The sequence below is a fragment of the uncultured Mailhella sp. genome, assembly GCF_944324995.1.
Lineage (GTDB): Bacteria > Desulfobacterota > Desulfovibrionia > Desulfovibrionales > Desulfovibrionaceae > Mailhella.
Map to the genome: position 1 here is coordinate 25,094 of NZ_CALUYL010000016.1, position 15,734 is coordinate 40,827.

At 63.1% G+C, this 15,734-nt stretch carries 11 protein-coding genes; 7 read left to right on the forward strand and 4 right to left on the reverse strand.

The genetic code is table 11. From position 1 onward, the window contains the following. Window positions 1–79: 79 nt before the first annotated feature. From Q0K02_RS07760 to Q0K02_RS07770, 3 genes are all read right to left on the reverse strand, one after another. Window positions 80–1,492 carry an alkyl/aryl-sulfatase gene (locus tag Q0K02_RS07760; RefSeq protein ID WP_294487022.1) on the reverse strand — a complete coding sequence of 471 codons (1,413 nt, stop codon included), beginning with the start codon at window positions 1,490–1,492 and terminating at the stop codon, window positions 80–82. Between the two features lie 133 nt (window positions 1,493–1,625). Continuing rightward, window positions 1,626–2,948 carry an alkyl/aryl-sulfatase gene (locus Q0K02_RS07765; RefSeq protein ID WP_294487024.1) on the reverse strand — a complete coding sequence of 441 codons (1,323 nt, stop codon included), beginning with the start codon at window positions 2,946–2,948 and terminating at the stop codon, window positions 1,626–1,628. Between the two features lie 206 nt (window positions 2,949–3,154). After that, on the reverse strand, window positions 3,155–4,837 hold the full coding sequence (locus tag Q0K02_RS07770; protein WP_294487027.1) for a ribonuclease J: 1,683 nt from the start codon (window positions 4,835–4,837) through the stop codon (window positions 3,155–3,157). Between the two features lie 87 nt (window positions 4,838–4,924). Here Q0K02_RS07770 and Q0K02_RS07775 point away from each other — a divergent pair, with 87 nt between their 5' ends. The 3 genes from Q0K02_RS07775 to Q0K02_RS07785 all read left to right on the forward strand — a co-directional run bounded on the left by Q0K02_RS07775 (window position 4,925) and on the right by Q0K02_RS07785 (window position 7,387). Further along, window positions 4,925–5,530: a manganese efflux pump MntP family protein gene (locus tag Q0K02_RS07775; protein WP_294487032.1), complete on the forward strand. Its 606-nt coding sequence runs from the start codon at window positions 4,925–4,927 to the stop codon at window positions 5,528–5,530. 88 nt (window positions 5,531–5,618) lie between these two features. Next, window positions 5,619–6,470, forward strand: a complete 852-nt coding sequence (locus Q0K02_RS07780) for a dihydroorotate dehydrogenase electron transfer subunit (RefSeq protein WP_294487035.1) — start codon at window positions 5,619–5,621, stop codon at window positions 6,468–6,470. Continuing rightward, complete coding sequence (locus tag Q0K02_RS07785; protein WP_294487038.1) at window positions 6,470–7,387, forward strand: dihydroorotate dehydrogenase; 918 nt, start codon at window positions 6,470–6,472, stop codon at window positions 7,385–7,387. Before Q0K02_RS07780 ends, Q0K02_RS07785 begins: the two co-directional genes overlap by 1 nt. A gap of 247 nt (window positions 7,388–7,634) precedes the next feature. Here the strand turns inward: Q0K02_RS07785 and alr are convergent, their stop codons facing one another. Beyond that, window positions 7,635–8,750 (reverse strand): alanine racemase, encoded by a 1,116-nt coding sequence (gene alr / locus Q0K02_RS07790; protein WP_294487040.1) that lies wholly within the window; start codon window positions 8,748–8,750, stop codon window positions 7,635–7,637. A gap of 228 nt (window positions 8,751–8,978) precedes the next feature. Here alr and lptD point away from each other — a divergent pair, with 228 nt between their 5' ends. From lptD to prfB, 4 genes are all read left to right on the forward strand, one after another. Then, complete coding sequence (gene lptD, locus Q0K02_RS07795; protein ID WP_294487042.1) at window positions 8,979–11,294, forward strand: LPS assembly protein LptD; 2,316 nt, start codon at window positions 8,979–8,981, stop codon at window positions 11,292–11,294. Window positions 11,295–11,301: 7 nt separating this feature from the next. Further along, entirely contained in the window at window positions 11,302–12,822 is a 1,521-nt protein-coding gene (locus Q0K02_RS07800; RefSeq protein ID WP_294487047.1) for a YifB family Mg chelatase-like AAA ATPase, read from the forward strand. Next, window positions 12,819–14,507: an apolipoprotein N-acyltransferase gene (gene lnt / locus Q0K02_RS07805; protein ID WP_294487051.1), complete on the forward strand. Its 1,689-nt coding sequence runs from the start codon at window positions 12,819–12,821 to the stop codon at window positions 14,505–14,507. Before Q0K02_RS07800 ends, lnt begins: the two co-directional genes overlap by 4 nt. 50 nt (window positions 14,508–14,557) lie before the next feature. Then, window positions 14,558–15,671, forward strand: a protein-coding gene (gene prfB / locus Q0K02_RS07810; RefSeq protein ID WP_294487054.1) for a peptide chain release factor 2 whose coding sequence is annotated in 2 segments (ribosomal slippage) — window positions 14,558–14,632 and window positions 14,634–15,671 — 1,113 coding nt in all. Because the reading frame shifts where the segments join, the coding sequence is not laid out codon by codon here. Window positions 15,672–15,734: the final 63 nt, after the last annotated feature.

A 15,734-nucleotide genomic window follows, 5' to 3' on the forward strand; every position in this document is an offset into this window, starting at 1 on the left:
GGCGGAAGGCCGGAGCGGCAGACCTCCGGCCTTGCGGAACGCGACCGGCGTTCCCGCCGGAGGATCCGCCGCGCCGCCGTCAGCGCTGCGCCGCCTTCTGCCGCAGATTCTGGGCCACGGAGAGGGTGTAGTTGCGGCCGGTGGCCGTGAGCATGGTTTCGCCGAGAGCGTCGAGGGCGTCGGCCTTGAGTTCGAGAATCTGCGCGTCGTCCGGTCGCAGGGCCAGCAGGTGATCGGCAAGGCGCGCGGCCCAGGCGGGATCGTTGTTCCGCAGAGCGGTGCGGGCGTTTTTCAGAAGCGCTTCTTCTCCGCCCGCAAGGGCCGCCATGCGCGCGGCTTCGTCGCGGGTGGTGAAGTTCGCGTACAGATGCAGGGGATTGCCGTCGAACCAGCCCACATACTGACCGAAGATCTGACGTACCGCCCAGGCGACGTTTCCGTAGTATTCCCCAAGATAGTCGAGTCCGGCCAGATGCTCGGGAAGCCTGATTTCAGCGGCGAGCTCATCCGGCGTTTTGCCCGCGTTCATGCCTTCAATGGTTTTGTCGAAGACGTGCCGGACGGCGTCGCGGTAGTTGGTGATGACGGTGCGCACTTCGTTGCGGCCGAGGAAGGGATCGGTGTGGCCGGGCACCAGCGCGTCGGCGTCAAGCGCAAGCATGCGGTTCAGACTGTCGATCCAGGCCGGCACGTCGCGGTTGCCCACGCCCCGCACGGGGTAGAGATTGGGGAAGGAGCGGTAGAGATTGTCGCCGCAGAAGAGCACCTTTTCTGCCGGAAACCACACGCTGAGCGCGTCGTCGGTTTCGCCGGGCGTGGCGAAAAGCGAGAGCTCCAGGCCGGCTGCGCGTATCGTCATGCTGTCGCCCTTGAGAAAATGGTCGGGCGGCACGGCCCCGGTCTTGCCGCTGAATGAGGCTCCGCCGGTGGAGGGGTAGCGCACGGGAGCGATGCCGTTGCTGATGCGTTTTTCCGGAGGAAGCTGAAAACCGCCCTGCATGGCTCCCCGTATGGTGAACAGCGGCGTGAGCCCAGAGCTCTGGAAGGGAACGAGTTCGGAACCGAAGTTGTCCCGGGCCCAGACTTCGGGCTTTTCGCCTTCCGAGCAGAAGACGGAGGAGCCGCCGGTGTGGTCGCCGTGGCCGTGCGTATAGACGACGGCCTTTATGGGATATTTGTCCGCCGGGGCGATTTCCCGGAATTTTTTCAGCGTGGCGGCCGCGCATTCGGTGCTCTGACCGGTGTCGATGATGACGATGCCGTCTTTGCCGACGATCATGCCCACGTTGGCCACGTCTTCGCCTACGCTGACCCAGACATGGGGACTTGCCTGAACAAGATGGGGAGTCAGCTCGTCGCGTTTTTTCTCCAGCGCGAGCGTGGCCGCAGATTTCTGCGGGGAATCGGGAGGCGCAGTTCGGGCGGGAGAGGCGTCCGGGCAGAGGGAAAGCATGGATATGGACAGAATCAAAGATGCAAGAGTGCGTTTCATGGAATCTCCAGAGAAAGGTTGTGTGAGGCGAAAGCCCCGTCGGGGCGGGCGCGTTCGATGCCGACATCGAGGGCGCGAAAGGAAAGAGCGGAGAGTCGCTTTTGCGCGGATTGAAGACGGCGGGGATTGATCTTCAGGCGTTGCCGCGGGCCTTCTGCCGCAGATTCTGGGCCACGGAGAGGGTGTAGTTGCGGCCGGTGGCCGTGAGCATGGTTTCGCCGAGGGCGTCGAGGGCGTCGGCCTTGAGTTCGAGAATCTGCGCGTCGTCCGGCCGCAGGGCCAGCAGGTGATCGGCAAGGCGCGCGGCCCAGGCGGGATCGTTGTTCTGCAGGGCGGCGCGGGCGTTTTTCAGAAGCGCCTCTTCTCCGCCCGCAAGGGCCGCCGTGTGCGCGGCCTCGTCGCGGGTGGTGAAGTTCGTGTACAAATGCAGGGGGTTGCCGTCGAACCAGCCCACAAGGCTGTTGAAGATGTTGCGCACCGTCCAGGCGACGTTTCCGTAGTATTCCCCGAGATAGTCGAGGCCGGTCAGGTGCTCGGGCAGACGAACGGATTCGGCGAGTTCGTCCGGCGTTTTGCCCGCATTCATGCCTTCAATGGTTTTCCGATGCACGTATGTGAGGGCTTCGCGGTAGTTTGAGAGAACTTCGTGGACGGTTTCGCGGCCGAGGAAGGGATCGGTGTGGCCGGGGGCCAGCGCTTCGGCGCCGAGCGAGTCCAGAAGCTTCAGGCTGGAGCACCAGGCGGGAATGTCGCGGTTGCCCGTTCCCCGCACGGGGTACACGTTGGGGAAGGAACGGTACAGATCGTCGCCGCAGAAGAGCACCTTTTCTTCCGGAAACCACACGCTGAGCGCGTCGTCTGTTTCTCCGGGCGTGGCGAAAAGCCAGAGCTCGAGGCCTCCCGCGGAAAGAACAGTGCTGTCGCCGCTGAAAAAGTGATCGGGCGGCACGGCCCCGGTTCTGCCGCTGAATGCGGCCCCGCCGGCGGAGGGGTAGCGTACGGGAGCGATGCCGTTGCAGATGCGTTTTTCCGGCGGCAGTCGGAATCCGCCCTGAAGCGCGCCCCGGGCCTTGAACAGCGGCATGAGTCCGGCATGCTCGAAGGGCGCGGTTTCCGCGCCGAAATTGCTCCGTGTCCAGATTTCGGGCTTTTCGCCTTCCGAGCAGAAGACGGAGGAGCCGCCGGTGTGGTCGCCGTGGCCGTGCGTGTAGATGACGGCTTTTATGGGGTACTTGTCCGCCGGGGCGATTTCCCGGAATTTTTCCAGCGTGCGGGCGGCGCAGTCGGTCATCATGCCGGTGTCGATGATGACGATGCCGTTTTTGCCGACAATCATGCCCACGTTGGAAACGTCTTCAGCCACGCTGAGCCAGGCGTGTTCGCTGAGCCGCACAAGGTGGGGAACGAGTTCGGCGCGTCTTTTTTCCAGAGCGAGAGAGGCGGGACTTTTGATCATGAGGTGCTCCGCAGAGATGAAATTTTTGTTTGATATCGAACTAAAAAATTGATAGTACGATATCGAATTTTAGTCAAGCGGAAATGGCGGACAAGGCATATTTTTGCGCAACGGCGGCAATCATGAAGGAAAAAACGGTTTCGGCGCAAAAAAGGCCCGGAGCCGCAAGGGCTTCGGGCCTTCGGGAAACGAAGGAAGCTGTGGCGTCAGATCTGCGTGACGATGGGCACCACGATGGGGTCGCGCCCCAGCACGTCGCGGAAGAAGCGGCGCAGGCTTGAGCGGATGCGGTCGGAAAGGCGGGGAATGTCGTTGGGATTGGTGGATTCGAGCTGATCGAGCACCAGGCATTTGGCGTCTTCCAGCAGGTGGCTGTACTGCTGCTCGAACACGAATCCGCGGGAGATCATTTCCGGGCCGTGCAGCACTTCGCCGGTTTCCTCGGCAATGACGAGCACCACGGCCACGAGGCCTTCGCCGCCGAGAATGCGGCGTTCCTTGAGCACCATGCGGCCCACGTCGCCCACGCCCTTGCCGTCCACCATGACGGATTCCACGGACACGGGATCTTCCATGCGTATGCCGTCTTCAAGAAAGGTGACGGGCTGCCCGTCTTCAATGATCTTGATGTGGTCGTGCGCCACGCCGCACTCTTCGGCAAGGCGCGCGTGCAGGGCGAGGTGGCGGTATTCGCCGTGGACGGGAATGAAGTATTCCGGCTTCACGGCCTCAATGATTTCCCGAAGTTCGGCCTGACAGGCGTGACCGGTGGCGTGAACGGTGCGGCCGGGGTGGTGATACACTTCGGCGCCGAGGCGGTAGATCTGGTTGAGCACCTTGGAAATGGCGCGGGCGTTGCCGGGAATCACACGGGACGACATGATGACGGTGTCGCCTTCGTGCAGCGAGAGCTGACGATGTTCCCCTCGTGCGATGCGGGCCAGCGCGGAGAGGGCTTCGCCCTGCGTGCCCGTGGCGAGCACGACGGTCTGACCGGGATCGAGTTCCGGAAAACCTGCGGCTTCGCTGTAGAGGTTGTCCGGCTGTTCGAGGAGGCCGAGTTCCACGGCCTTTTCGATGTTGGTGGAGAGGCTGCGGCCGCTCACGAGCACGGAGCGGCGGTAGTTTCTGGCCAGTTCCAGCACGGTGCGGATGCGGCGGATGTGGCTGGAGAAGAGCGCAATGATGATGCGGCCCTTCACTTCGGAAAAAATGGCGTCGAGGTCGTCGTGTACCTGCCGTTCGGGCAGGGAATGGCCGGGATTTTCCACGTTGGTGGAGTCGGCCAGCAGCAGGCGTATGCCCTTGTGTTCGCCTTCTTCGGCAAAGCGGGCGAATTCGGTCACCGGATCGCAGGCTTCCTCGCTGTCGAGCGGGGCGGCGTCGAGCTTGATGTCGCCGGTGTGGAGAATCTTGCCCACGGGCGTTTCCACGGCCAGGGCGTAGCACTGGGGAATGGAATGGCAGACCGGAATGAAGTGGAAGGTGAGGCTGCCCAGCGTGACCGAGCTGTGAGCAGGCATGGGCATGAGTTCCACGCGGTCGAGCAGGCCGTGTTCCTCAAGCTTGTGTTCCACAAGGGCGATGGTGAAGGGCGAGCCGTAGATGCGTATGCCGCGCAGGCTCTTGTATTGAAGCAGCAGCCAGGGCAGCGCGCCTATGTGGTCTTCGTGGCCGTGGGTGAGCACGATGCCCAGCACCTTTTCGCCCTCGGCAAACACGGATTCCAGCCGGGGAATGACCACGTCCACGCCGAGCAGCGCGTCGTCGGGAAACATCAGGCCGCAGTCGATCAGCACAACGCCCTGGTCGGTCTGCCATTTCTGGCAGTTCATGCCGATTTCGCCGAGACCTCCCAGCGGGGTTATGGTGAGATACGATTCAGACATGTAGGAAGGTCCTTTGATTCTTTGGGATACGTTTCATCCTATCCCAGACCGGAGCCCAGCACAAGCTCTTGTGCCGGAGCGGCGGATATGTATAATGCGCCAGACAAAACCCGGAGAACTCCCGTGACTTTTCTTACCGTTTTAGCCATAGCTCTCGCGCTGGCCATGGACGCCTTTGCCGTTTCGGTGTCCGCCGCGGCCACGCTTCCCGTGGTGACCTGGAGACACTATTTCCGTCTCTCGTTTCATTTCGGTCTGTTTCAGTTTCTCATGCCGGTCGTCGGCTGGGCTCTCGGCGTGTCGGTGCGCAGCTACATCGAGGCCTGGGATCACTGGATAGCCTTTGGTCTGCTGGCGCTCGTCGGGGTCAACATGCTGCGCGAAGCCTGGTCCGGGGAAGAAGAGGAATCTTCTTCCGGCGATCCCTCGCGCGGGTGGCAGCTCGTCATGCTGGCCGTGGCCACCAGCATAGACGCCATGGCCGTGGGACTTTCCTTCGCCATGATAGGCGTTTCGGTGTGGGGGCCCGCGATCGTCATAGGACTCGTGTGCGCGGCCGTGACCGCGGCGGGCGTGAAGCTGGGGCGGCTGCTCGGCGGCTCGAATATTCTGGGCAACAAGGTTTCCGTGCTCGGCGGACTGGTGCTTATCGGCATAGGCGTGAAAATTCTTTATGAACACGGGGTGTTGTAGAAAACTTTAATCGGCTCGGAAGGTCCTTCGCCCTTGACCGGGAGCCTGATAGGATACATATAAAGAAAAACACTTGCGGAGGCCCTCCATGATTTCCCCTGTTCGCACAGAACTGACAGTGACGGATAACGTGCCCTTCGGACAGCCGGTGTCCGGCCCGTCGGGAGTGTATCGTTTCTACGCTCTTACCCTGGAACGTCCGGCGTGGAAAAGCTGGCGTCCCGGCCAGTTCATCATGCTGCGGCCCGTTCAGGACAGCGAGGGAACGACATGGGCCCGTCCGTTGTCCATCTGCCGTGTGACCTCGCAGAGCCTTGTGCTGTTTTTCCGCGTGGTCGGCACGGGAACCGATCGCCTTTCGCGCCTCAAGAGCGGCGACAGAGTGGTGGTGTGGGGGCCTCTCGGCACCAGTTTCGACATGCGTCCCGACACGCCCACGCTTCTGCTTGCCCGCGGCGTGGGCATTGCGCCCTTTGCCGGCTATGCCGACGTGCATCCGGCTCCGGCGAGTCTTTTCATGCTGTTCGGCCACGGTCTGCCGAGCAACAACTATCCCACCGACGCCATGGCCGCGCGCATGGAAATGGAAAACATGCGCGACCGCACGCCCGAGGAGCTGGAACAGTTCCACAGGGTGGTGCGCGCCAAGATGCTGGAATACAAGGAACACGGAGGCATCTGCCTGGCCTGCGGCCCCATGCCGTTTTTGAAGCGCGTGTGGGAGAGGGCGCTTGAGCTCGATCTGCCCACGCAGCTCTCTCTTGAAGAGCGCATGGCCTGCGGCACGGGCGCGTGCCTCGGCTGCACCACCATCACCTCGAAGCACTGGCCCGATCCCGTGCGGGCCGGACTGCCCGTGCAGACCTGCACCAGCGGTCCCGTGTTCTGGGCCTCGGACATTGATCTTCATGCCGTTCAGCCGGACGAAAGGAGCCTGTAATGGATTTTCGCGTTTCTCTTGTTGACGGCCTGCTCGAACTGAAGAATCCCGTGCTGAGCGCCGCCGGTACCTTCGGCAGCGGCCTGGAATATCGCCCGTACGGCGACATCACCCAGCTTGGAGCCATCATTGTCAACGGCCTGACGCTGCGCCCCTGCGCGGGCGCGCCCATGCCCCGCGTGGCGGAAACGCCCGGCGGCATGCTGAGCGCCGTGGGCACGCAGAACGACGGCGCGGAACATTTCGTGCGCATGGTGCTGCCGGAACTGCCCTGGCAGGAAGTGCCGATCATTCCCAACCTCAACGCCTCCAACGTGGACGAATTTTCCGAGCTGGCCGCCGTGTTCGCGGAAGAGCGCGGCGTGGCCGCCCTGGAAGTGAATCTTTCCTGCCGCAACGATCATCGCGGCGGTCAGCCGTTCTGTCAGAATCCCGTGACGGCCGCGCGAGCCGTGAACGCAGTGAAGCGTTCCGCGGGCGGCAAGCCCGTCATTGCCAAGCTCTCTCCGCAGATCATGGACATCGTGGAAGTGGCCAAGGCCGTGGAAGCCGCCGGCGCGGACATCATTTCCTGCATCGGCATGGTGCAGGGCATGGCCGTGGACGTGGTGACGCGTCGTCCCATGCTCGGCAGCGTCATCGGCGGCTTGTCGGGACCGGCCATCAAGCCGCTCGCGTTGCGTTGCGTGTGGGAGATTTCGCGCGTGGTGGAGGTGCCCGTCATCGGCGTGGGCGGCGTGAGGTCGGCCCGCGACGTGCTGGAATTCATTCTTGCCGGTGCGCGCGCCGTGGCCGTGGGCACGGCCAACTTCAGCGATCCCGGCACCATTTTCCGCATCATCCGCGACCTGCCCGCCCTGTGCGAGGAACTCGGCATCGACGATCTCGCGGCGTTTCGCGGCTCGCTGAAAGCCTGAGTCTGTGAGCCGCCCCTCAAGAATCTGAGCCTTTGACCGAAATTTCGGAAGAAAAAAGCCGCCGGAGCATACTTCGGCGGCTTTTTTGCGTTTTTTTTCCGGCATGAGGGAGCGCGGCAGGGCAGAAGGCGTGTGATTGTTGCTGTGCGCCCTGGCGGAACATGGCCCGGACGCGCGTCGGGCGCACATCTGCGGGGCTTCGTTCGGCGGAAGGCAAAAGAAAAGGGGGCCGCGGCCCCCTTCTGCGTTATTCTTCGATTCTGTTCCTGCCGAGCAGGCAGGTCACTTCGTAGGGAATGGTGCCCCACCAGTCGGCGAGTTCCTGCGCGCTCACGGCGTTGCCCGGTCCGCCGAGAACGTACACGGCGTCGCCGGGCGCAGGCTTTTCGGCAAGGTCTGTGAGGTCCACGCAGGTCATCTGCATGGCGACTCTGCCGATGACGGGCACGCGCACGCCGTTGATGCACATGCAGGTTCCGGGTGCGGGGTTGCGGCGGTAGCCGTCGGCGTAGCCTATGGCCACCCAGCCGACAAGACGTTCCGAGTCCGCCGTGTAGGTGCGACCGTAGCCCACGCTTTCCCCCTTGTGCAGCGGATGCACGCTGATGAGCGGCGCAACGACTTCCATCACGGGCAGAAGCGGCCCGCACGCACCCTCGTGCGCGGTGCCGTACATGGGATCGTAGCCGTACAGCGCAATGCCGGGACGGCAGATGTCGTCCTTTCTGGTGACGCCTTCCAGCAGCCCGGCCGTGTTGCCGAGCGAGCAGCGCATGTCGGGAAATTTTTGGTGCATGATGTCGGCCGCGCGGTAGAACACGTCGCACTGGCGCTTCGTGTACTCTTCTTCCGCAGGATCGTCGGCCACGGCAAAGTGCGAAATCTGCACGATGGGCGAAAGCCTGGGCTCGGCGGCAATGGCGTCGGCCACGGCCTCCATCTCTTCCAGGCGGAAGCCGAGCCGTCCCATGCCGGTTTCCACCTTCACGGCAATGCCGAGAGGCGCGTCGAGGTCGCGCACGGCCCGCGCGACGGCTTCAAGTCCTTCCCGGTTGTGAATGAGGGGGGAGAGACTCTTTTCACAGGCAAGGCGCACGTCCTCCTTTTCGGGCGCGCGGCTGAGCAGCGCCACGATGTTGCCGGAAAATCCGGCGTCCCTCACTTCCGCGGCTTCCTGAATCGTGCCCGCGGCCGCCCAGCCTATGCCCATGTCTTCCAGCACGGCCGCCGCCTTACGAACGCCGTGCCCGTAGGCGTCCGCCTTGATGACGGGCATGAGATCATGCTCCCTTTTCAGCAGTTCTTCGATGTTGCGGCGGAAATGTTCCCAGTTGACGCGTACATGGCATGAAGGCTCAATCATGACGGTTCCCGATCCTTGGAGGCGTTCGGCGTTAAGCCCCGTGCAGGGGCTTTTTTTCGCTCAAGTTGTATGCTATGGAAAATCAGCTTCCAGCTGAAAAGCCGCCCGGTACGTCCGGCGGTTGTCTTTTCTCCTGTTCCGTTTCTGCCTCTACCGCCTCTTTCTCTGTCTTGCAACCCGGAATGTGCCGTGTTTTTTCCTTCCGTTTCCTTTTCATCGTTGTGTCGCATGCTTCTGACCGTGCTTACGGCGCTGGCGTGTCTTTCCTCGTCCGCTTTTGCCGCTTCCCCGGGCACAGGTCAGCGTTCGCTGAGCACCCGCGGCGACTCGCCCTGGACGCTTAATGCCGACAACCTCGTCAGCCTCGACGACGGCGTGATTGTCGAGGCGTCCGGCAACGTGCTGCTCCAGCGCGGCGAAGACTACATGAAGGCCGATTTCGCCCGCTACTACACCACGACCAACTGGATCTTCGTCAAGGGAAAGGTGGAAGCCCGCATGGGACGCGACATGCTGAACGCCTCGGAGGCCGAATTCGACCTCACCTCGCGTACGGGCTGGCTCAAGGACGGCTCCATCTTCATTGCCGGGCCGCACATGTACGTGACCGGCGAAAAGGTGGACAAGCTCTTCGGCGACCGCTACAGCTTCAAGAACGCCAAGGTCACGGCCTGCGACGGCGATCGTCCCGCCTGGTCGCTTTCCGCGGATCAGGCCGACGTGGAAATCGACGGCTATGCCAAGCTCACGCGCTCCACGCTGAACATTCTCGACGTGCCCCTTGTCGGTTCGCCTTATCTGGTGCTGCCCGCCAAGACCACCCGGCAGTCCGGTCTGCTCATGCCCGACTTCGGCTACAGCAGCCTGAACGGAACCTTCTTTTCTCAGCCCTATTTTCAGGTCATCGACGAGAGCCGCGACCTGACCTTCTACGGCTCCTACATGAGCAAGGCGGGCTTCATGCCCGGCATTGAATACCGCGCCCACACCCGCGATCAGGACAAGACCTGGCTGGCCTTCGACGTGCTCTACGACAAGCACACCTTCCGCTCCGACGCCTCCGACCCCGTCAATGACACCGACAGGCTCATCAACACCAACGAGGAGCGCTACTGGCTGCGCGGCATGGGCGACGGATTTCTGGGAGACTCCGGCTGGCGTTACCGCTACAACCTCGACTATGTTTCCGATCAGAACTTTCTGCGCCAGTTCCGCGACATGCGCACCGGCTTCAACCGTTCCCGCGACGCCCTCTACGACATGTTCGGCCGCGACCTTCAGGAAGTGGACAAGAACCGCATAAGCGAAGGCTTCATCTATCGCGACTGGGACCGCTTCATGGTGTCCGCGGGCTTCCGCTACGAGGAGAACCCTGCCTTCGGGCACGGCAACCAGCCTCACAGCGAAGACACCACGGTGCAGCGCATTCCCGTCAACGCCTACCTCTTCAAGGGCAGCCTCATTCCCGGCCTGCCGTTTGAACTGCAGGGCGAGGTTTCCAGCACCTACGAATATCGCGCCAAGGGCGTGCGCGGCCTGCGCACGGAAATTCATCCCGAGCTCAGCGTGCCCGTGAACCTGCCCGGCGCGTCCATGATCGTGTCCGGCGGCGTGCGCCAGACCTACTACAACAGCAACCATGTGCCCTTCGACGATTCCCAGCGCTGGACGCGCGGCGGCGGCACCAAGGACCGCTTCATTCCCGACGTGAGCGCCACCACCTTCACGCAGCTCTCCCGCGTGTGGGACATGCCGGAAAATCATCTGGAAGCCGTGGCCGAAAACGTGGGCAAGACCAGCTGGACCGGCGTCCGGCACAGACTGCAGCCCCGCGTGACCTATGAATGGACGCCCGACAGGGATCAGTCCGACAATCCCATTTTCGAGGAGACCGACCGTCTCAAGCCTTCGCAGCGCGTGCGCCTTTCCCTGACCAACATTCTCACGGCCAAACGCGAGACCGTTTCGGGAGCCAAGGGCAATTACAAGACCACGGAAAACTATTTCGATCCCGTGCGCTGGGAAGTCGCCACCGGCTACGACATCGACGAAGCCAATCGAAACAACTTCCTCGACCGGTATTCCCGCAAGCCCGTCATGGACACCTATTCCTACCTGGAGTTCAGACCTCTGAACTGGCTGAGCCTGTGGAACCGGCTGTACGTTTCCATGTACGGCGACGGCATCACCCGCAGCGACACCGGCATGACGCTCTCCAACGCCCGCTGGGGTTCGTGGAGCATGTCGTACAGCACGCGCAACGAGTTCTACAATTATCTCGATGAAATGAAGCGCGACAACCTGGGCGACATTCGTTTCACGCCGAGGCAGCGTCTGCTCACGAACACGTTCACGTTCCGGCCCACCAGCAAGATCTCGCTGTACTACCGCACGCAGGACAACATCGAAACCGGCAAGAACTACGAGCGCCGCTTCGTGATCGGCTACTACCATCAGTGCTTCCACATTCTGGGCGCCGTGTACAGCAAGGCGCGGGACAATTCCTACCGGCTCATTCTCGAACTGCCGGGCCTGAGCTTCTGAGGTCCTCATGGTAGTGCAGCTGTCCTGCGGGGCGATTCTGGGGGTGGACGCCTTCCGGGTCGATCTTGAGGTGGACTACGGCAGGCAGGGCATGCCTTCGTTCGTCATGGTGGGACTGGCCGAGGGCGCGGTGCGCGAATCGCGCGAGCGCGTGCTCAAGGCGCTTCAGAATTCCTCGTTCCGCATTCCGCCGGGGCGCATCACGGTGAATCTGGCCCCGGCCGACCGGCGCAAGGAAGGTTCGGCCTACGATCTGCCTCTGGCGCTCGGACTTCTGGCGGCTGCGGGCATACTTCCCGCCGAATGCCTGCGGGGCTGGTTTTTTGCAGCCGAACTTTCGCTGGACGGCAGGCTCAAGCCCGTGCCCGGCGTGCTTGCGCTGGCCATGCTGGCCCGCTCGGCAGGCGCGAAGGGCTTCATGGTGGCTCCGGACAACGCGCAGGAAGCCGCCATGACCGAGGGACTCGACGTGTTTGCGCCGAGAACGCTGGCGGAGGCGGCGGCCTTTCTGGCGGGCAGGGCGGAACTCTCTCCCGTGGAACCCGTGCCGCCCGGCGACGAGGACGAGTCTTTCCTTGATCTGGCCGATGTGAAGGGGCAGGAAAAGGCCAAGCGCGCCATGGAAGTGGCGGCGGCCGGTGCTCACAATCTGCTGTTCATCGGGCCTCCGGGCAGCGGCAAGACCATGCTTGCGCGGCGCATGCCGGGCATACTTCCGCCGCTCGATCGGGAAGAGGCGCTGGAAGTGACCAAAATCTACAGCGTGGCCCGCATGCTGGACGGGCGCGGTCTGGTGACGAAGCGTCCTTTCCGCACGCCGCATCACAGCGACTCCAGCGTGTCCATCATCGGCGGCGGCGTGCCGCCGCATCCCGGCGAAGTGAGCCTTGCCCACAGGGGCGTGCTTTTTCTGGACGAACTGCCCGAGTTTCAGCGTCAGGCGCTGGAGGTGCTGCGCCAGCCGCTGGAGCAGGGGAGAGTGTTCATTTCCCGCGCCACCTACGCGGTCTCCTATCCTGCCGACTTCATGCTGCTTGCGGCCATGAATCCCTGTCCGTGCGGCTACAGCACCGATCCGCGTCATGAATGCACCTGTTCCGCGCAGGCCGTGGCCCGCTATCGCGCCAGGCTTTCCGGCCCGCTTCTGGACCGCATCGATCTGCACGTGGAGGTGCCTGCCGTGTCCTATGAGGACATCCGCTCGACGCACGCCGGGCCGTCGTCGGCCGAGGTGCGCGAGAGAGTCGTGCGCGCAAGGGAGATTCAGCGCGAACGCTACCGGGGCACGAACTGCCGCACCAACGCCGATCTTTCCGGCCGCATGCTCCACGAGTACTGCCGTCTCGGCCGGGAGGAACATGAATTTCTGGGCAACGCCGTGAACGCGCTGGCGCTCTCGGCCCGGGCGTACACCCGTATTCTTCGCGTGGCGAGAACCATCGCCGATCTTGAAGGCGCGGCGGAACTTTCGCTCACGCACATTGCGGAAGCCATCAGCTGCCGCGTGCTTGACAGGGGACAGCCATGAGCATTTCTCTGCGGCGTTGCGCCGCGCTTGCGGCGGCGGGATCGCTGGCCGTATTTCTGGGCACTCCCAATCCGGCGGTGCATCTGCCGTTTGTCATGCTGGTGTATCCGGCTGTGCTGCTTCTGGCCTCCCGCACGGACGCGCCGTTCCGCACGGGCTGGGCGGCGGGCATTCCCGGCGCGGCGGCGGCCCTCTACTGGATTGCCGTGGCCGCGCACAAGTACGGCTATTTTCCCTGGCTTCTGGCCGCGCCCTGTTCCATTCTGCTCGGCATGTACGTGGCGCTCTGGGGCGGCGTGTTTTCGTGGATCATGGCCAGAGCGCGCGATGTTTCTCCGTGGCGGCGCGCCGCGATTGCGGGATGCGTGTGGTATCTTCTGGAGTGGACGCGGGGCTGGTTCGGCACCGGTTTTTCTTGGCTCACGCTCTCCTCGGGACTGTCCGCCTGGCCGACGCTCGTGCAGCCTTTGAGCGTGCTCGGCGAATACGGCTATTCCGGATTTCTGGCCGCCGCGGCCTGTCTGGCCTGCGAGGGGCTGACACGACTTTTCGGCGGAGCCTCGTCCCGCAAGGCGGGGCTCGCTCTTGCGGGCAGCGCCGCGCTCATGCTGATGATGGGCGCCGCCTTCGGCTCGTGGCGTCTTGCCGTCATGCCCGGGCGTCTTGCCGCCGAGGGCGTGCCCGTGTCGTTTACGCTGGTGCAGGGCAGCGTGCGGCAGGACGTCAAATGGTCGCCCGAGTATCAGAGGCAGACCCTGGAACATTACATGCGCCTCACGCTGGACGGCGTCAGGGCGAACGTCGGCGCTCTCTCCGGCGCGAAAGAGGCCAGACCGCAGGCCGCGGAACTTGCGCCGTTCATGGGGCGCTTTGCGCCTGAAGGCGACGCCACGCTCACTCCCGCGCTGCCCGACGTGCTGCTCTGGCCGGAAACGGCCATGCCCTTTGCCTATCCTTCCGGGCCTCTTTCGGGCGAGCTGCGCGGCTTTGTGCGGGAAATGGGCCTTCCGCTGCTCTTCGGCGCGCCCGGCGTGGAGCGCTCGCCGGAAGGAAAGACGCTGCTCTACAACCGGGCCTTTCTGCTGACTCCGGCAGGCGACGGCGGCCACTACGACAAGGAGCATCTGGTTCCCTTCGGCGAATATCTGCCGCCCGTGCTCGACTGGAAGATCTTCGAGAGCCTGCTGCAGGGGCTCGGCGGCTTCGAGCCCGGCACGCAGGAGCCGCTCTTTGCCGTGCCTCTTGCGAACAGGAAGACCGTGAACATGGGCATGCTCATCTGCTACGAGGCCATTTTCCCGGAACTGGCCCGCGAGCGCGCGGCCGAGGGCGCGGAACTGCTTCTCAACATCAGCAACGACGCGTGGTACGACTACACCTCCGCGCCCATGCAGCATCTTCAGCTTTCGCTCATGCGCGCCGTGGAGCAGGGGCGCTATGTGGTGCGCGCCACCAACAGCGGCATCACCGCCGTGCTCGATCCTCTGGGCGGCATGCACGCCCTGGGTTCGGAAAATGATCACTACGCCCTGTTCAAGCCCGCCAGCCTTACCGCGACGGCGCTTGCCTTGCAGGGGCATACGCCTTACTTTTATCTGCATCCGTGGCTGCCCGCCGCGGGCTTCGTCATGCTTGCGCTGCTTTGTCTGCCGCTGATCAGGCAGTGGCGCAGGCGCTCCGTTTGACCTGAGACACTCCGCATCCCTGCGGAAATACCGTAAAAAAGGATATCGTCATGATTCAGTTGGCCGAACTTCGTTCCCGCTGCCATACTCTTTCCGAACAGTTCACTTCCCTCTGGGGGCGTCTTTGACCTGCCCACGCGGGAGGCGCGCCTCAAAGAAATAGAGGAAATCATTTCCCGCCCCGACGCGTGGTCCGATCAGGAAAAGCTCACGCCGGTGCTGCGGGAAAAGAGTCGTCTTGAAGCCGAAGTCGCCCGTTTTCGGGAACTGAAGGCCAGCTATGACGAAATGGAAGAATGGCTCGGCTTTGTTTCCGAGGGCGAGGAAGACGCGCTGGAAACGCTGAGCGAACAGGCCGACATTCTGGAAAAGCTGCTGACGGAAACGGAAATGACCGTGCTTCTCAGCGGCGAATCCGATCACATGGACGCCCTTCTGGACATCCATCCCGGCGCGGGCGGCACCGAGGCCCAGGACTGGGCGGAAATGCTGGAACGCATGTATCTGCGCTGGGCCGAATCGCATCACATCAAGGCCGAAATCGTGGACTTTCTGCCCGGCGAAGAAGCGGGCATCAAGGCCGTGACCATCCGGTTGCAGGGCGAGAACGCCTACGGACTGCTCAAGGGCGAGAAGGGCATTCACCGGCTCATCCGCATTTCGCCCTTCGACGCCTCCGGACGTCGGCACACGTCGTTCGCCTCGGTGGATCTCATTCCCGACGCGGGCGAGATCTCGAACATCGAGATCAAGGAAAGCGATCTGCGCATCGACGTGTACCGCGCGTCCGGCGCGGGCGGCCAGCACGTCAACAAGACGGAATCGGCCGTGCGCATCACGCACATTCCCACGGGCATCGTGGCGCAGTGCCAGAACGAGCGTTCGCAGCAGAGCAACCGCGAGAGCGCCATGCGCGTGCTCAAGGCGCGTCTGTACGCTCTGGAACAGAGCAGACGCGACGCCGCCCGTCAGGCCGACTACGCCGGCAAGGACGCCATTGCCTTCGGCAGTCAGATACGCACCTACACGCTTCAGCCCTACCGGCTGGTCAAGGATCATCGCACCGGTTCCGAATGCGGCGATGTGGACGCCGTGCTCAACGGTCGCATTGATTCCTTCCTGCGGGACTATCTTCTCTGGCAGCACGAGCACAGTCGGGGATAGGAGGCCGTTTTTCCTTGCAAGGCAACGGATTTAGGGTTATAGATGTCTTACTTGACACGTTGT